Genomic DNA, 20,271 nt, shown 5'->3' with positions numbered 1-20,271 from the left:
GCGCTCGGGCCGACGGAGGGCCTCCGTCGGCAACAGGTGGGAGGCTCGATAACGTGTGGCACGCGGTCCCCGCCGTGATCCGCTGAACTTGAATCCGAAGCAGACTGGCGGATGCCTACGGTTCACATTCAGAGTCCAAAGTCGACTCCGTCAACCGCCCGTCACGCGTCGTGCTACCACGCACAACCGGGGTGTTTGGTTGCACGCGATCGTTCCTGCCAATCTGTTCCGAAGAAGGAGGAACGCAGGTTTCACCTTGCGAGTTGACTGGTTTGGTCGATTAGGTTCGGCAGGTCGCTCAGTTGATGAATGATGGCGGTCGGATTGGATTGCCGCAATTCGGTTTCGGGTTGGGCACCTGTCGTGATGCCAAGGGCCATCCCGCAGTTGGCGTTTTGACCTTCTTCGATGTCGATGCGTGAGTCGCCGATTTTGATGACGGCGGACGCGTCGGTGACTTCTGTCAGTGCCATCGCGAGGTAAATCATGTCAGGCGCTGGACGCCCGGTTTCGACGTCACTGGCGGTGACCAAGGCGTCGAAGTCCGTGCCGACAGCCCAGCCAATCTTGCGCACGAGTTTTTCGGCAGTCGGACGGTCGTAGCCCGTGTTGAGGACGACTTTGATTCCACGTGAATGCAGTTCGCGAAACGTTTCTGACGCACCCGGTTGTTCGGTGACGTCAAGCGTATCGTAGGCGTCGACGAGTCGCCTTTTGAAATCAGCGAAGATGGATTGAACTTCGGCGTCGGGATGGTCATTGCCATCCAGCGCCAAGACATCTCGGATGGCTTGCGATTTTTCCTTGCCAGCGCCAGCGGTTTGGACCTGTTCTTGGGTGAAATTGTATCCAGTTGCGTTGATGGCCTGTCGAACCGTTTTGTAGACGACATTTTTTTCGTCCACGGTGGTTCCAGCCATATCAAAGACGACGAGTTCAGTCATTGTAAAGCTTTGTGAGATGGTTTCGAGTGAAGCCGGCGCTACTGGTCATTCCTTTGCCGCCGATCCCTGTCGTGATATGCACGTTGGGAAAGATCGTTTCGAGATGAATGCCGGAGGGGTGTGAGGTTTGGCTGTAAATCCCGTACCAAGTCGTTTCGATGTCCCATGAAGGGAGGTCCATGATACGCTTTGCTTCCTTCAAAATGGCCTCGTTGACATCGGATCGGATGTCAAAACCAAGTCCAGTGGGTTGGTCTGAGGAAGTGTAATCGTGAGAGTCGCCAAGGATGATACTGCCATCGAGTTCTTGTTTGAACAGAATGTGCAGGCCCCATTGGTGAGCAAACGTTTCTTTGGATTCGTTTGCTTTGATCGCGTCCCAGGAAGGGCACTGGGAGAAGCTTTCGTAGCGACGGATCGACAGGCCCGTGAGGATGTTGCCTGGAAGGACTGCCTGTGGTTGCGAAACGAGGCGTAGCATCTGCAGTTTACAAAGTTTCATCTCACTCTTTCGGAAGTGGTTCGGAAAGAGTGTTTGGAATTCGCTTCCGCAACAGACAATGACTTTGTTGGCCGAAAGGGTTTCGCCGGTGGACGTCTCGACCTCAATCAGGTCGGGCTTCAACGGATTTACTTTGTGGACCGGCGTTTCGAACCTGTGTTTAAAATTTGTCTGGGTGCGCAGTTGGTCATGCAAGTGATGAATCATTTGCCGCGGATTGACGGACACTTCTTCGGGGAAGAACAAGCCACCGCGACAGTAGTCAGATCTCAGGTTCGGGTATTTGCTGCGGCATTGATCGGGCGTCAGCAATTCCGAACGGTAGTCGGACTGACGATTGATTTGGTGCAATTCTTCTATCAGCGTGCATTCATCGTCATCCGAGGCGATGTAAATGCTTCCGTTTTGACGGACCGAAAGTTCGGTTTGCGATTGCAGTTCTTGATAGATCCGCAGGCTTTCTCGCCCGTGAATTTGCCAGGACTGATCGAGGCCTGAAGGGACGACTTGGCCGAAGTTTCGTGTCGTTGCCCCAGTGGGGCGAGCGTTTCGTTCCACCAGTGTGACGCTCAGGCCCCGCTGCAACGCGTGGTAAGCGTAGAAGCTGCCGAGGATTCCGGCGCCGACGATCAGCAGGTCAGAATGTTGAGTGCCGGGTTTTTCAGCGTTCATTAGCAGCGATCAGTGGAATTCGGATGGTGCGAGATTGGGCTGTCATTGTTCAATCCGCCAGTTTGGCGTTGGTCGTTGTGCGGGGGAGTTTCGTTGTGTAGTGGATGCAGAGAAACAGGGTGATGACACTGGCCAATCCGGCCACAATCACGGATGTGTAATTCATCAGTGAGAGAAAGTTCTGATCCGAAGTCGCGGAGTTGCGATACAGCATCACGCCGACATACCCGAGGTATCCCAGGGCATCTGCCAAGTACATCAGATAGCCAATGTTGCCAGATTCCCGCAACGCAGCGATCATGCGTTCAAACACGGTGGTGTGAAAGGCAACATACGGGATGTACATGCCGAAGCCCAGCATCACCATGAATGCCATCGGTGAGAGTTGGCCTGTGACCTGACCAGTGACTGCAGCGACAACGATTACAAACCCAGTTGTCAGGAGTCCGATCGAGGAGAGAAAAGCGACACGGTTGTCACGGATCAGACTGGTCAATCCCGAGATCGCGACGACTCCGATCATGACCCAGAATTCGGAACGAGCGAAAACGGTTGGTTCGTTCTGCACGCCAAGCTCGCTCCAGATTTCGATTGCAAAGTCGTCTCGCAAACTGCGGATCACGGTGAGCAAAACATAGATCGTCAAAAGACCGGTCAGCCCCAACGCGTGGCGTTTCCAGAAAGCACGACGCTGAAGCCCATTCATCGGCGAACGTTTCGACCGCAGTTGCTCGTCTGCAGAGGAGGGAGCTGGTATTTGCGCCAGCATCCAGACAAACAGGAACAGCGGGACGAGGAAGATCAGACCCGTGAGGGCGGGCATCCAGAATGTGTCGACGTGATAGCTTTCGATCAAGGTGCGACCAACGGATTTCACGAAACCAGATGAAAGGATGAAGCTGGCGCACAGCCCAGCGGAGAGAGCTTCGGTGACCGCGCGTCCTTCGAGGAATCCGAGCACCAACCCAAACACCATACCCAGTGGGAGCCCATTGACGAACAGCCAAATGAAATTCCAGGGAACAGGCGTGATGGCGAACAGCAACAAAGAACACTCTGCGATTGCAATCAGAGCCACAATCGAGACGGCTCGATAACGAGGTGGCATCTCCGAGACCACCTTGATGCCCACAAATTTTGACAGCGTGTATCCCGCGACCTGCGCTGTGATCAGGATCGTTTTGTATCCGACACCGAAGGCGACCATTCCGTCATAGGTCGCGGCAGTGAACGGTTTGCGGAACGCGTACATGCAGAAGTACGTGCCGAATGCCGCGATGATGCAATAAATGGAAAAGGTCGTTGGATGAGCGACCAACAACCAAGCGTTCATTGGGGTTCCTTCACGTGAACTCGCGGGTTGGGCGAGGTCTTTCGGCGTGGTCGTGGGCGCCTCCGGCGCGGTGGCTTCCGCGGTCATGGCCATGATGTCACACAGGGATTTGTGAAGATTGAAAGAAGCCTCTGTCGGGCATTCATCCGACGCTGGACGAGCGTTTGCGATGGTGCAACAATGTTTCTTTACAGTCAACACAAAGCGGGGATTCTTTACAGGATCCTCACAATGGCTTGATCAGGGACCGCGATGAATTTGGTGGAGTTAGCTCAACGTCTGCGGCAGCTACGTTTTGATCGTGGGTTGACCTTGGATGAGGTGGCGGAGCAGATCGGTCAAACCAAAAGCTGGCTTTCTCGCGTTGAGAATTTTCGGATCACGCCGTCGCTGTCAGCTCTCGCGGATTTGGCGTCTGTCCTGGGGGTGTCGACCTCGAGTTTGCTGGAGGGTTTGGACGATCGTCCGCAAATCGTTTGTGTTCGTCAAAGTGATCGGAAGCCAATTTCACGAGATGCGGACTCGTCGATCGAATACTTCTCACTTGCCCACGAACGCGCGCATCGGACGATGGATCCACTCGTGCTGAAGGTTCCCAGTGGAGAAGAACGCGAACCGCGAACGCATGAAGGGGAGGAGTTCTTGATGGTGTTGAAAGGCCGCGTGCGATTTTTCTATGGCGAGCAGGAGTTCACGCTCTCAAAGGGTGACAGCCTGTATTTTGATAGTGAAGTGGAGCACTGTTTGTCCAATCCTTATGCCAATGAAGCCGAAGTGCTGTGTCTCTTCCGATTGGGGCGACAATGAGTCAATTGAACGCAGGATCCATTGTCCAAAACATGGCGATGGAGTTTGACAACACGCAACGTCGCTTTGTGCCGGCAAGGAACACGATTGAGCCGTTGTGTGAGGGGCAGGTGCTTGTCCGTGTTTTGTGCTGCACCCTATGTGGGAGTGATTTGCACACGGTTTCGGGGCGACGGTCCGGCCACGATCGCGGGGTGCTTGGCCATGAGATTGTCGGCGAAGTTGTGGGATGGTGCGGCCCGAACGCTCCCGTGGATTATTACGGCTCGCAATTGCAGATTGGACAACGTATCACTTGGGCGATGTCAGTGGGTTGCGAATGTTGCTTTTATTGTGACAACGATCTGAACCAGAAATGTGATTCGCTGTTCAAGTACGGGCATGAAGCGAATCAGGGACGACCGACTGGTGGGCTGAGTGAACACTGTGTGTTGGTTGCAGGGACGCCGATCTTTCCGGTTCCGGCGGTCTTGAGCAACGAGGTTGTCGCGCCGGTGAATTGTGCGACTGCCACGGTTTCAGCGGCGTTTCGATTGGTGAGTCAGACTCATCGGATGCAAGGTGCATCGGTGCTGATTGTTGGTGCTGGGATGCTTGGATTGACCGCGGCAGCTCAGTGCAGCGAAGCGGGCGCGTCGCAGGTGATCGTGGCGGACCCCAATGAAGAAAGAGCGAAGTTGGCTCTGTTGTTTGGGGCGACAGAAGTGTTGGTCAGTGAAACCGCTGAGGAACGAAAGGAAACGTTGCTCGGGATGACTGACGGACGTGGAGTCGACCTGGCGATTGATTTTGCCGGGATGACAAGCGCGGTGGAGGCGTGTTTGGAGTCCGTGAGGCTGGGCGGTTGCGTGATGTTGGTTGGATCTGTTTTTCCGTCGGATCCAATCGCCCTGTATCCAGAACTGGCGGTGCGGCGAATGCTGACGCTTCGCGGGCTACACAACTATTTGCCATGCGATCTCGATCACGGTTTGCGATTCCTCGAACGCAATCACCAGCGTTTTCCGTTTGAATCCTTGGTCGGGAAACGGTTTCCGCTGGCTGAGGTGGATCTCGCGTTTGAGTATGCGATGCAACAGCGACCCGTGCGAGTCGCCGTGTATCCTCATGGAGGCGACTGAGTTCTCGCCTTTGCTGACCTTGATCTGCTGGGCGAACTCATTCCGCTGTTTCGGCGTCGACAAGTGCCGTTTCTGCTTTTGCCTTGGTGGGTTTGGTGGAACGGTTGCGTGCAACGGACAGCAAAGTCAGGCCTTCTTTGACGCAGATGACGGCGATCAAGAGTGCGGCCACGGCGGCAATGATTTTCAGCATTCCCTGGGCGACAAAAGCCACGGCAGCGATACCGCAGACGATGGCGACACCGCCTTGCATGAACTTGACCATCGCTTGCACACGAGAGCTGTGTGTTTGCGATTGGGCGCTTCTTTCCACGGCACTGCGAGCAGACTCGTTCGCCAGTTCTCGCATCGCTGACAGATTGCTGTTGCGTTCAGGAGCTTGTGAACGGGGGATCAGCGGAGCGTTGGGGTCCACCGGATCGATGGCCTCTGCTTCAATGGCTGGGGGTTCAGTGGCCGTTTGGGTTGGCGTCACAGGATCTTGCGCAACCGTTTGCGATGGTTCAGGTGCCGCTGATTCGGATTCCGTTCCGGATTGTTGTTGCACTCGTTGCAACAAGCGATTCATGTAGGCTTCGATGGAATCGTCATCTGGTTCATCGGAGTCCGATGCGACGACGGTTTCCGAGATCGCTTCTTCTGTGCTTGGCAATTCAACTTCGGTGGGTTCGGTTTCGACTGCCGCGAGTGTCGATTCGAATTCTTCTGCGACGTCAAAGGGTTCTTCCGATTCGGTTTCGATTGCCGAGTCGAGTGCGGTGACTTCTGATTCGAGTTCTGGTTCGTAGGTGTCCTGGCCGTCCCACATTTGGGTGCCTGTGTCTGCCATGTCCGCATCGTCGTTTGGTTGCCCGACCTGTTCGTCGGAGGCGTTTTCGATGCTGAGGTCGCGAATCAGTTGATCGGCCAGTCCGAGTGGTGATTCGGAGGCAGCGTCCGTTTGCGAATCGAACGAGTCAGAGACGTCCGCGGAAGGTTCCTGTTGTGCAAAGGGATTGTCCAGGTCGGCGGTGGCCCATGGACTTTCGTCGAAATCCTGCGAGGAAGGATCGAAGCTGACGGTGGCCCCGCTCATTTCATCAGCCACTTCATGAGACGTGATGGAAGCTTCCACTTCGTGAGCGGATTCTGCCACGGGGGCTTCTGTATTCCATTCCTGCGATTGGCGAGCTTCGCGAATTTGGTCCGCTTCTTCTTGAGCCGCGGCGGTGAATTCGGCAGCGAATTGTTGAACGCTGGTGTCATCGGAAGCGTCTTCGAGGGCGTCCCACGAATTTGCGGACGCATCGGGCAGGGATTCTGGTTCCAAGACAACTTCTTGTTCCCGGACCAAGTCTTCTGGTTCGTTGTTGTTCTCGGGGAGTTCGCTGAATTCGGCAACTTGATTGGGTTCGATCCGTTCAGAGGCAGCGTCGTTGCTGAGTCGTTCTTCGGGAAGCAACAGCGATTCGGATTCCTCGGGCCACGCGGGCGAATTCGAATCGTCGGCAATCGCTTCGGGGGTTTCCGATTCGTCGGCGTCTGCGAACGACGCGTTCTGCGTCACGTCGTCGACTTCGGTTGCTTGAGCGCTTTCGTAGGTTGGCCAAGCATCGTCGTCAGTTTCCTGTTCAACGGTTTCTTCCGCGATCGGAGTGCTCCAACTGGCGGCCTTTTCTTCGGCCTCTTGCAGCAGTCGATCTGTTTCGGAGTCATGGACAACGCTCATGGCTTCATCGATCAGCTCGTCGGCCTGGCCGTGATCGGTCGCCAACGAGGCTTCCGCGAACGGTGCTTCGGTTTCTTGGGTGACGCGAAGTTCTGGGGCATCTTCGATCGACGATGCAGCGGGCGTTTCCAATTCCTCCTCGATCTCAACGCTGGCTTGGGGCGATGAGGTTGCGTCGTCGAGTGAGACCGATGGTGCTTCGCCCGCTTCAGTTGCATCGTCATTCTGAATGGACGATTCGGTGGGCGTGAGGATCCCCAAACGAATCTTCGAAGACGTGTCTTCCGTTGCAGAAGGCGTTTGCCCGGTGATCAGTTGACGTGTTTCTTCTTCGAGTCGTTCAATTTGATCGAGGGTGTCGTCGTGGTCGCGGTTGGATCGATCAAACAGTTGACGAGTTTCCGAAACCTCACGCTCGGCACGGATTCGGTGCTTTTCCGCTGATTTGAATTTCGCTTTGAATTCGTCGCGTTGTTCTTCGGTCACCGACAATGTTTCGCGGAGTTTGTCGTTGTCGTCACGAAGTTTCGCGAGTTGTTGTTCGGCTTGAGCGAGACTGATTGTCAGTTCATCCACGCCTTTCCGCAGGGCGTCCATTTCGTCGCTCCACGATGTCCGATCGGTGTCGTGGCGATCTTCCGATTCGCGGACTCGTGCTTCGAGTTCGCTGATGGTGGTGCGAGCATGCTGGCAATCGCGGCGTAGTGCTTCGGCTTCTTTGCGTGCGTCCGAGATTTCGATTTGGAGACTTTCGATCTCTTCTCGAAGCGTTTCTTCCGTTTTCAGCAGTTGATCGCAACGCTTCTGACTTTCGTGGGCCTTGGCATCGCTGCTTGCTTTTTGATCGAGTGCTTCGTCGCGTTCTTGGTTGGCACGTTCACGTTGTGCAACCGCTTCATCACGGGCGGCAGTGAGCTCTTTGCATTGGCGTGTGTGCTCTTCAACGCGTTCCAGTCCCATGGACTGCAGCGATTCTTGTTGCTGGCCAAGGGCGAGCAGTTGCTCATTGAGGGATGCGAATTTTGTTCGCATCTGTGTCACAGCTTCCGCGGCAGCGTCCGCTTGGCTTTGCGACGCCTTCAGTTGCTGGCGAGTTTCAGCGAGGCGTTGTTCGCTTTCTCGTTCACGCTGGAAGAGCGATTCTTTCTCGATTAGCAGTTCTTCAATTTGGGATCGATATTGTTCGTCGCGTCCCTGCAATCGCTGTTGTTGCGTTTGCCATTCTTCGCGTTGCTTTTCCAGTTCTTGCTGTTGGGCGGCGAGTTGATTTTGACGTTCCGTGAGTTCGCGGTGACGAACTTGGAATTCAGCGTGCAGTTCGACCGCCGCCGTTTCCTGAGAACGGATTTCGTCTTCGCGTTCTCGCAGAGCTTTGAATTGGGCTTCGAGTTGCTCCGTTTGCCGTTTGAGTTCGTCTTGTCGTTCCCGAACCCAACGGTCGTGTTGTTCCGCTTCCTCTTTGAGTTTGTGCCAGCGGGCAGCTTCTTTTTGAAATTCGACGTTGGAGTCAAACATCGATGTGGGCGTGCCGGACGCCAATCGCGGGACGGATTCCGCGAAACGATGCGTCGTCGGTTTGCTTGGTTGAGCCAGTTTGGTTTGCACCAATTCAAATTCGTAGTTGCCAAGCCCCAGCACGTCGCCTTGTTGCAGAGTCCCCTCGGTGACGCGAACGTTGTTGATGAGCAACGGTACCGAGTAGGCGCGAACGAGGATTCGATGTGAGTCTCGAATCAACACCGCGTGAAGCGGACGCAAAGTGGGATCGTCCAGACGGATCGAACAGCCCACTCCATTTCCGAGTGTGTAACGAGCACCGGCGAGTCGCAATCGCCGGGTGGGATGTTCGTTGCATCGCACGCGGAATTCGATCGCACCTTCTTGATTCCACATGGTGCCGCGGTCGCCGACCGATTGGTTCTGCACTGGGGCGATCGAAGGTCGGCTGGCGGACGCGGTTTCTGCCGCAGGTGCGTGCCGTGGCTGGTTCAACCAACTGGTCGCGGAACCCTCACCAGGGGAGCGATTCGTCGACTCCGACCGAGCGGGAGCCGCGAAGGCAGTGACCGAGTCCGATTCGATGTGTGTTGGTGTGTTCGAGGAGTCAGTTGCCACCACGGAGTTCCTTCTCACGGGAATGCTTTCTTGAGAACGGCCAATTGTCATGCATTTGATCTCGCCGGACCTTTTGGGAGGGGCCAGGTGATCTTCTGTGCACTTCGGTTCCGTTCGAGCGGTTCGGAGTAACCACTTGTTCCTGTTAAATCGGTTGAATTAAACAGGGGCATGAAGCCATTTGGTCCGTTTTGGAAAACTTTGCGGATTCAGGGCGACTTTGCAGGGGGGCAAGGTAATCAATCTGTGGCTGTCCCGAAGGAGGGTGTGTCGACCCCTTAGGAGGGAGTCTGGTGGCCAAGATTTCCTTTTAATCCGGAATCCCTTCCCTTTTGCGCCCTGAATACCAGGAAAAGGTCCCTTTGACGGGAGAAAGGACTTTTCCTCGATCTACCCTAATGAAACCGGGGTTTCACTCGGTGTGCAGCTAGGAACGCTCCATCTGAGTGAACTTGATTGGCTTAGCGTGCGTCACAGTCAGTGCCGTTGTTGGGTCGGTTCCGGTCACTTGCCAGTCAATGAGGTGAATTATGTCTCGCGATGAAACACTAAAAAAGCTTCGGGTCACGTTGCTCCTTCGTCGGGATGCGCTTCGGAAGGCGTTGGAAGGCGACCTGAGTCTGTTGCGGGAACTTCACAATCAGAAGACCGGCGATGCGTTGGACGCTGCCGCTGACACGGTTCAGGACGAGCTGAACAGTCAATTGGTGGAGGTCGAGAGTCGCGAATTGATCGCAATTGAAGAAGCAATCGCGAGGTTCGAAGAGGGACGGTTTGGCGACTGTGAAGATTGCGGCAAACCCATTCCGTTGAATCGCCTGAAAGCCATTCCCTACGCGGTGGACTGTATTAACTGCCGCCGTGCCGCGGAACGCGAGTCGTCGTCCGGTGTGGTTGCGCCGACGGAATGGAACCGTATTTTCGATGCACCGAAAGTTGATCCAGCGGTTTGATGGACCGAGAATCGTGGGCCGGCAAGTTTATCGGAAGCCGATTTCGTGAAACTTGCTTTTGTGCGGGCGTCGATCGCGTCGCCCGGTGTGAGATGTGTTGGTTGATTCGTTAGGATGCGGCAAAACAAGTTGATCAAATGGTGTGATCAACTGGCTTTGTTTCTCAACGAAAATCGTATCTGCCCATGGATCTGCGTCATCACGTTCGTGACATCCCGGATTATCCCAAACCCGGCATTCTGTTTCGGGACATCACTCCTTTGCTCGCCCATCCGGATGCGCTCACTGCGGCGGTGGATGAGATGGCAAAGCCCTTTTTGGACCAAAAGATCGACGTGGTTGCAGCCGCTGAGGCTCGCGGGTTCATCTTTGGGACGCCGCTTGCCATGCGTCTGAACGCGGGGTTCGTCCCGATCCGCAAACCGGGGAAGCTTCCATTTGATCTGCACTCCTTTGCGTATGAGTTGGAGTACGGGACCGACGAATTGCAGATTCACGTCGATGGCATCCAACCCGGGCAACGGGTGTTGATCGTGGATGACTTGCTGGCTACCGGTGGGACGGTGGAAGCCTGTCTGCGTCTGCTAGAGAAGTGCGACGCGGAGATTGTTGGCTGTTCGTTCCTGATCCACTTGGTTGCCTTGGGGGGCGAAGCTCGCTTGTCGCCGTATCACGTCCACAGCGTGTTGGAATACGGCGGGGATGATGCAGAGGATGAGCTTAGCATTCAGAACCGTCCGCCGGGACCGAGTGTTTGAGGGGAAGTGGGAAGTGGGAAGGGGCACAGGGCCTCAGGGCCTCAGGGCCTCAGGACTCAGGACTCAGGACTCAGGACTCAGGACTCAGGAACGCCGCAGCGAATCATTTTCCGTTGCGGTGAGCGATCAAGCTGCGAAGTGTCGTCATGGCCGTTCGAGCATTGCGTGAGTATTCCGGGGCTCTCAGATCGGCGTTGTAGTGTGTTGGAACTTCCATGATCGTTGAGGCTCGCTTGGCGACCTTGGCAGTGATTTCGGCATCGATTCCGGGTCCGGTTTCTGTCAGCGCCAAGGAGCGAATCAGATCACCCAAGAAGACTTTGTGCCCCGTTTCGAGATCCGAAAGATGCAAGCCGGTGGTCAGGTTGCTGCACGACGTCAGGCATTGGTTGACGAAGCGGCACATTCGATTGCCCAGCCCACCTCGAAAATTGTTGCGGTGCGATCCGCCACGACGCATCGAACGAGAGCCATACACCACTTGGGCTTGTTCTTCCAAGATTGGCCAAATCGCACCGAGCAAATCGGCTGGGTCGTAGGCCATGTCGGCGTCTTGAATGGCGACGACGTGCCCGCGGGTGTGGCGCAGGGCCATGCGAATCGTCGATCCACGTCCGTGGTGGCTCAGACGTCGCAGAATGGTTCGGTTTGGATGTTTCGGAAGGCCCCGCAAGTAATGCCAACTTCCGTCCTCACTGCCATCGTCAACCAGGATGGTTTCGGTCGCAGGCGGCATGACTTCTTCGATGCGGTCGATCACTTCGGGAATGAATTCCCGACAATTGTGAATGGGAACGATGACCGAGACATCAATTTGTTTGACCGGTGATGCACCGCACGCGATCTGGTTCGCTTCCGCGATCAGCCCGAGAGTGTCATCGATCAATTGAAGCATTTCGTCCGGATTGACTGCTTGCTCCGGAGTGGACAATGCCTGATCGAGGTCTTCAGGTGCCGCCAGGTACTTCTCGACACTCGGTTGGAAAGTGGTCGTCATAGGTAGTCGCTTTGAAGTCGCCGTGTGAATCGCGTTGGAACAGCGATCGGGGCACATCGCCACGGAAACTATGGGCAACGAATCTCAGCCGAGCGGACTCGACCGGGATTTTCGAATGAGAGGACCTTTTCTTTGCTAAGTCGAATTGCGGATTGCAACGATTGCAGCAATCAAGATCAGCTGGCCACGTCGATGACGCGGCCAGTGTGAGCATTCTTCGCGATTCAGGGAGCGGTGAAGCTGGAATTGGGGCCCACTGTTCCCATCAGTGCTGCGGGACTGTGATCGAGCACATAGGGACCGAGGGTTCGGTCCAAGTGCAACAGCAACCGAGTCTCAGCGGTGGGTTTCAGACGACGAGCTGGTTCGAAGTCTTCTGTGTAGATGGCTCCGGTCGTGATCCGAACTTCATCGATTTTGCCCAGGAACGATCGTGTTGGTTGTCCGGCTTTGTCCGTGTCGGCACCCACAAACAACGGGTAATTGTTGGTCTTGCGGGTCCCTTTCGCGGCGACCGACGAGATTTGCTTGCCATCAACGTAGATTCGTACGTTTTCGCCATCGAACACTCCGGCGACGTGAGTCCATTCATTGACGAGCAGTTTGTCCTTCGCTTTGGCGGAGTAGTACTTGCCGTCGAGGTTGACGTCGAACTGCGGCACGCCTTCATCCGAGAAGATCGCGAATTCACTGCTTTCGGTTTTCGCGATCGCGCCCCGCATGCCTTCCGTTTGGCTGGGGTTCAGCCAAGCTTCCAAAGTGAAGGGGCCATTGGGCAAGGCCAAGGAATCTGAATCGACACGAATCGCGGAGCGTTCACCCGTGACATTCAGACACTGGTTGGTTTGTCCGTTGAAGTAGTCCGCCGGCACGGCCGCCAGTTGCATTTCGACGGGAGTGGAAACGCTGGGCAGTTCAATGCGAGCCGAGTCGCCGATGACAACACGACTGAGTTCGATGCGAGGGATCGTCCAGGTCGCGGTGTCGTCAGCAAGACGTCGAAGTTTCACCTTGAATGTTTGGCTGGCGCCTGCCGCCAAAGTGAAGTGATCGTGATCCAGTGAGCTGAGCCAATCTCGCGACGCGATTCCGACCGACGCGGTCACATCCATGTCGCGTGGCGAGGGGTTCTTGATCGTCACCGTGACTTGTCCGGCGGCGGATCCGTCCGTGTTCAACAGAAGTTCACTGTCGCTGATCAACGGACGTACTTTGCGAGCCAGATTGATTTCGTCCACAAACTCAGGGGTGAACTCCGTCGGGTCCATCACCGCACCCACCGGCAACGAAGCGACCGAGATGTCGTCGGGACGAACGGTGACCACGTTCAAGTGGTGCAGGTAACCCGCACCGGGGATGTCCGCCGATAGATTTCCACCGGTCGTTGCCAGCGTGTAGTATTCGATGCCATCTTTGGGGCCATCGTATCGCATGTGGTGAATGTGGCCGGCGAACACGGCGGATACATTGCCCGCGTCCTTCATCAGGTCATGGACTGTATCCCAGTTCGATCCCGTGTAGCCGCCACCGATCCAGCGAGGGTGGTGCAGAAAGACAAACACGTGATCTAAGTCTTTGTGTTGCTTCAGAGCTTCGGCAAGAAAATCGAGTTGCTTGTCACTCATTCGTTGAAGCTTGCCCACGTTGAACGCTTTTTGGTTGGTGACCGGATCGCCTTCATCGCTGTAGAGAACCACAAAGCCAGCGTTCTTGTGACGGAACGTGTACCAAAGTGGTCCGAAGTGTTCTTCATAGTTGGAATCGTGTTGCCCTTGCGGTGCAGGACCTTTGCCACGCCAGTACACGTCATGGTTGCCGGCGACTGGGAACCAACGCATGTCGAGTGTGTTCATGATCTCTTTGTACTCGCCCATTTGCCGCATCCACTCGGGTTTTTCGTTGTACCCTTGGATCAAGTCACCCACCGTCATCACCAAGTCGGGCGACAGCAGGTTGGTGTCCTGGACGGCTTGTTCCAGCACTTTCAATCCGGCGGGGACACCACCGGTGCGGTCACCATAGACGACAAACTGAAACGCGTCTTCTTCCAGAGCGAGCGGAAGAACCTGTGAGTTTTCGCGAGTTGTGAAGAAGCTGTTGTTGGTTGGGTGTTCGTGTGTGTGGCTCTCGTCGCCATCGTGAGCGGACGACATCTGGGGGAACGCAGCGATGAAGGCAAGGCAAAACAGCCCCATCGCGATCGACGTGTGCAAGCGGGAAGTGACTTGGGTGGGCATGATTCAGTTCATGGAAGGAGGGACGCGGTAGCCAGGGCGTAAACCTACGCAATCCAGAGTCTAACCCAAGTGGCTGATCTGTGAATTTTGAGCGAAGAACTGGCGTCGGAGACTACGCGAATTCCCCGCTCTAGGGAGGGCGGTCGATTTCGTGCGGTGAGGTTAAATTCGGACAACGAAAACGTCTTCGAGGCTGCCCGTCTCGGGTATTGGCCCCCAGTTTTGGTTGCACGCCCGTGCCGGGAACCTCGCGGTGCGGCGGCGAATACGATTCACGATCATTGCCCCGGTCGGGGAGGTGTTCCTGATTCGGGGCGAATGCCCATCGTGTGGGTAGCATGAGTACGAGCTAGCCAAAAATGGATCAGCCGTTGGCGAGGTGTTCGTCGGATTGGACGGGTGGGTAGAAACGTTCCACCGACAAATTGGACACTCGCAGATTGCCGCTCTCTAAATTGAAGCCAACGGCACCGGACTGGAACGTTTGGTCCGCCAGCGAGAGCAGCACGCGGCCTCCGACGGATGCTTCGATGTAGCTGCCGTACGCGAGCACTTGAAGTTCGACTTCTCCGCGGACGTCACGTTCATAGTACCCGGCCTGCAGGCTTTGGAACTGCATGGTTTCTTCGCCGGATCCATCTGGTCCGCTTCCCCAGGCTCTCAGTTGAGCGACACCTTTGAACAGGTCCAAGGACAGGTAGTATCCGTCATGCGATTCGCGATCAAGTCGAAAGGCGACGCCACACTTGCCTTCGTCCATCATCTTGAGATGGCATCGCAATCGGAAACAACTGAGATTCTCTTCCAGGACAAAGCACTGGAATCCCGATTCGCAATCCAAGTCGAATGTATTGTCTTTGGATGTCCGGACTGACTGACAGGCGATTGGTTTGATGGGAGTAAGTTGTTCGACATGGATGGAACGATCGACCAGAGAATCGAAACCTTCGAACGTGTGCACTTCCAATTGTCCATTGGGTAAACGCGAGATGCGTTTGGGCGGCGGCAATAAGTTACCGGTTTGACGATCGTTGCCGCCGGGCGTGAAGAAGCTCCAAAGCAAGACGCCTCGATCATCTGTGGTGATTCGGCCGGCATAGTTGCCACTGGCAAGCAACACGTTGTCGGCGTAGGTTCGCCAGGGCTTTCCGATTTTCTCAGTGTGCCAATAGCGGATCTTGGCATCCTCGCGCATGCTGCCGACCAGGTAGTAGTCGCCGTTGATCTTGAACAGGTTGGGGACTTCGATGTCGTCGTACAAACCCGGGTGATGAAGCGGGGGGCGTTGCTCGAAATTGTTTGCCCCCACCTCTTCCATGACCGCGACGCAGCCTCGCCGAACGATCGGGCCATGGTTGACTCGTCCGGCGGCAAGCAACCATCCGCGCCCGTTTTCGTGGTAGTAGTACGGGTCACGCCATGACACCCAGTTGCGAGCTTCGTCGATTTCCGATTCGTAGTGTTCTCGATCGGGGCTGAGTGGAAAGCAGCTCTTCAGGTCTTGCTTGAACGGCGGTTGAGGCGGTCGGCTAGGCAGTTCGTATGGCAACTCGGATCGACGATCCGTCCATGCAACCGGTGCTTTGGTCCAGCAATACAGGTCGTCGCTCTCTGCCATGCCGATCCGCTGTTTCGCTCCGTGATCTCGACGCGAAAGGCCCGTGTAGAACATTCGCCATGATCCAGGCCGATGTGGGTTGGGGCTGACGTGCATTGTCCACAACATCGAGTCATCCCAACCGCCAGGATCGCCGATGAACAAAGCGTTTTCGACTCGCCGCCAAGAAAAGCAATTGTTGCTAACCGCGTGCGCGATGAAATCGTGATTGGGAAGAACAAGGTGGAACAGATGGTAGATGCCATCGTGATAAAGAATATCGACGTCACCGAGAGTCTTTCGGGTGCCGGCTGTTTCTGAGTACATGCAGATCGAAAATTTTGAGAGTTAACGAGTGTGTCAGGCGGAAATCCGTTTCGCCAAAACGAAATGGTTTGGTTCGCTAGGGCGGAATTGGTTTGCGAGAGTTGAATCGGTTAGATTGAGTGATGGGACTCGAATCAGATGGTGGCGGGATGGGGGCATTCAATCCATCTGATTCTTGCAACCGAATTCGCCCTGCGGGCCCGATTCAGTGTAGATAGCAGCCAATTCACTTCGCGTCGTCCGGGACGGTGAAAGCTACAATTCGGATGCGAACAGTCTCGTGCACAACCCCAACGTTGAACGCCACGCGGTGTGCTCGGGAAGTCCTGGTTCGCAATTCGGCAAGAGTGATTCGTACCAGTCGCTGAACTTTTGGATGGTCGGTTGATCGTGAATGACCACCGACAGTTCGTAGTTGAGAAAAAACGAACGCACGTCAAAATTGGCTGAACCAACCACGGCCGTGAAGTCATCCACGATGCCAAGTTTCGCGTGCACCATGCTGTCTTGGTAGCGGTAGAGTTTGGCGCCGAGGTATTGCAGGTCGTCCATGTAGTCGATGCGAGCATAGTCGACCGGAGTGAGGTCACTGACCTCCGGTACAAGGATGCGGACATCGATCCCGCGCCGGCACGCGGATTCCAAACACCTCATCGCTTGTGCGGTTGGAACGAAATAAGGGGTGCAAATCCAAATGCGTTCTTCGGCACGATTGATGGTGTAGTTCCAAAAATCTTCTAGGATCTCTTCGGGGCCATCAGGACCGATCGGCATCACCGTCATGCGAGTGTTCTCAGCATGCCTCGGTGGATTGGGACATTCATAGTCGACCGGCGGCAACTCCTCTTCTGTGATAAAATTCCAATCGCTACAAAAGACCGCCTGCAGTTGAGCCGCTGCGGGGCCTTCGATAAGAACGCTCATGTCGACCCAGCGTTCGTCGTCCTCGTTGATATCGAGTTCTTCTTCGACCAGGTTGGCGCCGCCCAGGATCGCACGACGGCCATCGGCAACGGCAAGTTTGCGGTGGTTGCGAAAATTCAGATAGGCGAGTCGGCTGAGTTGCGACATCGGCTTGAATCGCACCGCCCGACCGCCCGCTTCGCGGATTTGTTCGAGTTGTTCGTCCGACATGAAGAAGGACCCGAATCCGTCGCATAGCAATCGCACCTGAACTCCTTCGCGAGCACGGGAGCAGAGCCGCTCCACAATTCGCTGGGTGCTCTTTCGTTCATCCATGATGAAGGTCATCAGGTACAGCACGTCTTGGGCTTGATCAATCAGTTCCAAATAGGCGTCAAGGACATCATTGGTACGGTGAAGCAATCGGACCTGGTTTCCAATCGTCGGGGAACGCAGGCCTCGTTTTTCGAGCATTTGTTCCAAGCCGGCTCGTGAGCGATCGCTGCCATCGGCCGCTGCAGGCAAATCGACCAGCTTGCGCTGGGAGTGTTCAGCTGAGATTTTCCTGCCTCCAAGCCACAAGAAAAGGATCAAGCCGACGGGTGGGGAGAGCAGAACGAGTCCGAGCCAACCGAGCCGGCCGACATTGTGGCGTTCTTCGTGGCGAATCACGGTCATTGCGACAATCGTCAGAAACGCTCCTAGAACACTGCTGAGGTAAGCGACGATCCAAATCATCCGGAACTTTGGGCAAGAGGGTAAATGAGGAGGGTGTGAGGTGTCCGATCCGCTGCCAAAGAGGCAGGATGCGTGCCAACCAAGTTAGACGAATTGAATCCGGGGCAGCGTTTGACGAGGTGATACAGGTCGGAGTTCTGGTATCCCCGCCCTAATTCGCAGCAGCTTTGCCCGTTTTTACAGGTGGGACAACGAGCGTCTCAGCTTCAGAAGTCACTGAGTTGATCTGTTCTCGGGGCTGACGTTTTGCTACTTCAGATGTTTGCATGAACGTGATTCCGCCGTCCTGATTCAGAACCAGTGATCCCAACCCGTCTGACTCGCACGATTCTCTTTGAGATCCTCCGGATTTTCGTCGTTGCGCTGTTCGTGTTGACGACCCTGATTCTGTTGATTGCTGTTGGACGCGAATTGATTCGGAAGGGGCTGGGGCCGATGGCGGTCCTGCAATTGCTGCCTTTTGCGATTCCAATTTCATTGCAGCACGCGGTCCCCGCCACGGCGTTGTTTTCCGTTTGTTGTGTTTATGGACGAATGGCCGCCGACGGGGAGATTTCCACCGTCAAAGCATCCGGCATCTCACCGCTGAGATTGTTGCAGCCCGCGATCATGTTCGCCGCGCTGCTCAGTCCGGTCGCGGTTTACTGCAGTGACATGGCGGTTTCCTGGGGAAAGCCGGGCGTCAAACGAGTCGTGCTGCTTTCGATCGAAGACATCGCGTATCGATTGCTGGAATCCGATCACTCGTACACTTCGGATCACGGGTTTTCGATTCATGTTCGCGAAATCTCTGGTCGTCGGATGATATCACCCCGAGTCACTGTGCGTGGAAAAGGGGGCGATGCCTTCACCGTGACGGCCAGCGAAGGTCAGTTGATGATGGAGGAGGAGACCCAGTCACTGGTCCTCAAACTGGTCGACAGCGAAATGATTCGCGGCAAGGCATTGCAGGGTTTCATTCCCGGCGAGCATAAATTTGAAATCCCCTTGGGCAACGCTCTCGAAGAAGATGACATCTCAACGCGAAGTCCCAGCGAATTGCCGTTGCGGCTGATTCGAAATGAACGTCTTCGCCAGCGAGAACGCACACACGCGAAAATTGGTGAACTGGCGGCGTGCACCGGATTTTCATTGCTGACTTCGCGTCCCGGAGAAATTGGCGGTAAGAAATCGGCGTCCATTCAAACCGAGTTGAAATCGAGTCGTCATCGGCTGACGCGTTTGCAAACAGAGCCCTGGCGTCGTTGGGCGGAGGGATTCACCTGTTTCTTCTTCGTGTTGGTGGGAGCGCCATTGGCCATCCTGGCCAAGACCAGTGATTACTGGACCACGTTCGGGATGTGTTTCTTGCCGACGATTCTGGTTTACTACCCGCTCTATTTATTGGGGCTCGACCAAGCCAAGGCGGGTGATATGCCGCCGTACGGGGTCTGGATCGGCAACGTGGTTTTATTCGGTGTCGGGATGATTTTGATCGCGCGGGTGCGGCGATATTGAGAGAGGTCTGGAAGTGAAGCGGTTCGGACGCATTCTGTTCGATGGGGTGGGTTTGCTTTTACAATCGAACGTCTTGTTTAATTTTCGAACCCATTGCACCTGTTGAGAGATTTCCATGCTGTTGAGTCGTTGTGAAACCAAGTCCATCCGTCTTTCGTCTTGGACGTTGTTATTCGCGGGAGTGATGTTTACCAGCCTCGCGTGTTCGGCTTCAGTCGCCAACGCGGAAGTCCAGACGCAAACGATCGTCTACCAAGACGGCGATGTGGTTTTAGAAGGGTTTCTGGCGTTTGATGCCAAAGTGCGTCCGGCGGGAACTCTGCCTGACGCTGGAAAGCCCGGCGTGTTGGTGGTTCATCAATGGTTGGGGCTGACGGACTACGAACGTCGGCGTTGCCGTCAATTGGCCGAACTGGGGTACATCGCTTTCGCTCTGGACATCTACGGTCGCGATGATCGGCCGAAGGACACCACCGAGGCGGCTGAGTATTCCGGCAAGTACAAAAGTGATCGTGAGCTTTACCGCCGTCGTTTTAATCTTGGTTTGGACCAACTTCGCAAAGCGGACAACCTTGCTGCGGATCAACTGGCGGCGATTGGATATTGTTTCGGTGGAACGGGAGTGATCGAGCTGGCGCGTAGCGGTGCTGAACTGCAAGGCATCGTCAGTTTTCACGGTGGTTTGGATTCACCCACCCCAAAGGACGGCGCCAACATCCAAGCGAAAGTCTTGCTCTGCCACGGCGCGGACGACCCGTTTGTTCCCCAAGCGGACATTGATGCGATGATTGCTGAGTTCAACGAACACGACGTCGACTGGCAAATGAATGTGTACTCCCATGCGGTCCATTCATTCACTCAGCCGATGGCCGGAAACGACAACAGCAAAGGCGCGGCCTACAACGAGAAGGCTGACAAACGGTCATGGGATGCCATGCGAGTGTTCTTTCACGAACTGTTCGCGAAAAACTAGCGGTCTGTCACAATCCAAAGTTAGGATTGCTCGTAGTGGGCGAGGCGACGAGTCCTTGGACTTGACGCCGGTTCGGGACTCGTCGCCTC

Annotated in this window: 14 protein-coding genes; 6 read left to right on the top strand and 8 right to left on the bottom strand. The window is 55.4% G+C overall.

Annotation, left to right across the window (positions count from 1 at the left end):
* Positions 1-251: 251 nt before the first annotated feature.
* Genes ACF8AM_RS05855 through ACF8AM_RS05845 form a run of 3 tightly spaced genes read right to left on the bottom strand, consistent with a single transcriptional unit; the run spans position 252 to position 3,451 of the window.
* Complete coding sequence (locus ACF8AM_RS05855; RefSeq protein WP_392554725.1) at positions 252-944, bottom strand: phosphonatase-like hydrolase; 693 nt, start codon at positions 942-944, stop codon at positions 252-254.
* A complete protein-coding gene (locus tag ACF8AM_RS05850) occupies positions 937-2,118 on the bottom strand; it encodes a TIGR03364 family FAD-dependent oxidoreductase (protein WP_392554724.1) in 1,182 nt (393 codons plus the stop codon). The genes ACF8AM_RS05855 and ACF8AM_RS05850 overlap by 8 nt, the downstream gene beginning before the upstream one ends.
* Before the next feature lie 49 nt (positions 2,119-2,167).
* Positions 2,168-3,451 (bottom strand): DUF5690 family protein, encoded by a 1,284-nt coding sequence (locus ACF8AM_RS05845; RefSeq protein WP_392554723.1) that lies wholly within the window; start codon positions 3,449-3,451, stop codon positions 2,168-2,170.
* A 252-nt stretch (positions 3,452-3,703) separates the two neighbouring features.
* Between ACF8AM_RS05845 and ACF8AM_RS05840 the strand changes: the two genes are divergently transcribed.
* Both ACF8AM_RS05840 and ACF8AM_RS05835 read left to right on the top strand, forming a co-directional pair.
* Complete coding sequence (locus ACF8AM_RS05840) at positions 3,704-4,258, top strand: helix-turn-helix domain-containing protein (RefSeq protein ID WP_392554722.1); 555 nt, start codon at positions 3,704-3,706, stop codon at positions 4,256-4,258.
* Complete coding sequence (locus ACF8AM_RS05835) at positions 4,255-5,379, top strand: zinc-binding dehydrogenase (RefSeq protein ID WP_392554721.1); 1,125 nt, start codon at positions 4,255-4,257, stop codon at positions 5,377-5,379. Before ACF8AM_RS05840 ends, ACF8AM_RS05835 begins: the two co-directional genes overlap by 4 nt.
* Before the next feature lie 37 nt (positions 5,380-5,416).
* Here ACF8AM_RS05835 and ACF8AM_RS05830 read toward each other — a convergent pair whose 3' ends face one another.
* A complete protein-coding gene (locus tag ACF8AM_RS05830; RefSeq protein ID WP_392554720.1) occupies positions 5,417-9,202 on the bottom strand; it encodes an FHA domain-containing protein in 3,786 nt (1,261 codons plus the stop codon).
* A 530-nt stretch (positions 9,203-9,732) separates the two neighbouring features.
* On the opposite strand from ACF8AM_RS05830, the gene ACF8AM_RS05825 reads away from it, so the two are divergent.
* Complete coding sequence (locus ACF8AM_RS05825) at positions 9,733-10,155, top strand: TraR/DksA family transcriptional regulator (protein ID WP_392554719.1); 423 nt, start codon at positions 9,733-9,735, stop codon at positions 10,153-10,155.
* Between the two features lie 185 nt (positions 10,156-10,340).
* On the top strand, positions 10,341-10,913 hold the full coding sequence (locus tag ACF8AM_RS05820; protein WP_392554718.1) for an adenine phosphoribosyltransferase: 573 nt from the start codon (positions 10,341-10,343) through the stop codon (positions 10,911-10,913).
* Between the two features lie 103 nt (positions 10,914-11,016).
* On the opposite strand, the gene ACF8AM_RS05815 is transcribed toward ACF8AM_RS05820, so the two are convergent.
* From ACF8AM_RS05815 to ACF8AM_RS05800, 4 genes are all read right to left on the bottom strand, one after another.
* On the bottom strand, positions 11,017-11,910 hold the full coding sequence (locus ACF8AM_RS05815; protein WP_392554717.1) for a glycosyltransferase family 2 protein: 894 nt from the start codon (positions 11,908-11,910) through the stop codon (positions 11,017-11,019).
* A 224-nt stretch (positions 11,911-12,134) separates the two neighbouring features.
* The gene (locus ACF8AM_RS05810) at positions 12,135-14,147 is read right to left on the bottom strand and encodes a LamG-like jellyroll fold domain-containing protein (RefSeq protein ID WP_392554716.1); all 2,013 of its coding nucleotides are present in this window, start codon (positions 14,145-14,147) and stop codon (positions 12,135-12,137) included.
* Between the two features lie 364 nt (positions 14,148-14,511).
* A complete protein-coding gene (locus ACF8AM_RS05805) occupies positions 14,512-16,071 on the bottom strand; it encodes a glycosyl hydrolase (RefSeq protein WP_392554715.1) in 1,560 nt (519 codons plus the stop codon).
* Between the two features lie 255 nt (positions 16,072-16,326).
* Positions 16,327-17,712 carry a phospholipase D-like domain-containing protein gene (locus ACF8AM_RS05800; protein WP_392554714.1) on the bottom strand — a complete coding sequence of 462 codons (1,386 nt, stop codon included), beginning with the start codon at positions 17,710-17,712 and terminating at the stop codon, positions 16,327-16,329.
* A gap of 300 nt (positions 17,713-18,012) precedes the next feature.
* On the opposite strand from ACF8AM_RS05800, the gene ACF8AM_RS05795 reads away from it, so the two are divergent.
* Entirely contained in the window at positions 18,013-19,209 is a 1,197-nt protein-coding gene (locus ACF8AM_RS05795; RefSeq protein WP_392554713.1) for an LptF/LptG family permease, read from the top strand.
* Positions 19,210-19,393: 184 nt separating this feature from the next.
* Entirely contained in the window at positions 19,394-20,182 is a 789-nt protein-coding gene (locus ACF8AM_RS05790; RefSeq protein ID WP_392554726.1) for a dienelactone hydrolase family protein, read from the top strand.
* Positions 20,183-20,271 lie beyond the last annotated feature (89 nt).

Origin of the sequence: Rhodopirellula sp. JB055 (assembly GCF_043100905.1) — a bacterium.
GTDB lineage: Bacteria > Planctomycetota > Planctomycetia > Pirellulales > Pirellulaceae > Rhodopirellula.
This window is presented reverse-complemented; position numbering and strand designations above follow the sequence as displayed.

Coding starts and splice junctions, on each gene's coding strand:
- ACF8AM_RS05855 (WP_392554725.1), bottom strand. CDS start 944: ATGACTGAACTCGTCGTCTTTGATATGGCTGGAACCACCGTGGACGAA.
- ACF8AM_RS05850 (WP_392554724.1), bottom strand. CDS start 2,118: ATGAACGCTGAAAAACCCGGCACTCAACATTCTGACCTGCTGATCGTC.
- ACF8AM_RS05845 (WP_392554723.1), bottom strand. CDS start 3,451: ATGAACGCTTGGTTGTTGGTCGCTCATCCAACGACCTTTTCCATTTAT.
- ACF8AM_RS05840 (WP_392554722.1), top strand. CDS start 3,704: ATGAATTTGGTGGAGTTAGCTCAACGTCTGCGGCAGCTACGTTTTGAT.
- ACF8AM_RS05835 (WP_392554721.1), top strand. CDS start 4,255: ATGAGTCAATTGAACGCAGGATCCATTGTCCAAAACATGGCGATGGAG.
- ACF8AM_RS05825 (WP_392554719.1), top strand. CDS start 9,733: ATGTCTCGCGATGAAACACTAAAAAAGCTTCGGGTCACGTTGCTCCTT.
- ACF8AM_RS05820 (WP_392554718.1), top strand. CDS start 10,341: ATGGATCTGCGTCATCACGTTCGTGACATCCCGGATTATCCCAAACCC.
- ACF8AM_RS05815 (WP_392554717.1), bottom strand. CDS start 11,910: ATGACGACCACTTTCCAACCGAGTGTCGAGAAGTACCTGGCGGCACCT.
- ACF8AM_RS05810 (WP_392554716.1), bottom strand. CDS start 14,147: ATGCCCACCCAAGTCACTTCCCGCTTGCACACGTCGATCGCGATGGGG.
- ACF8AM_RS05805 (WP_392554715.1), bottom strand. CDS start 16,071: ATGTACTCAGAAACAGCCGGCACCCGAAAGACTCTCGGTGACGTCGAT.
- ACF8AM_RS05800 (WP_392554714.1), bottom strand. CDS start 17,712: ATGATTTGGATCGTCGCTTACCTCAGCAGTGTTCTAGGAGCGTTTCTG.
- ACF8AM_RS05790 (WP_392554726.1), top strand. CDS start 19,394: ATGTTTACCAGCCTCGCGTGTTCGGCTTCAGTCGCCAACGCGGAAGTC.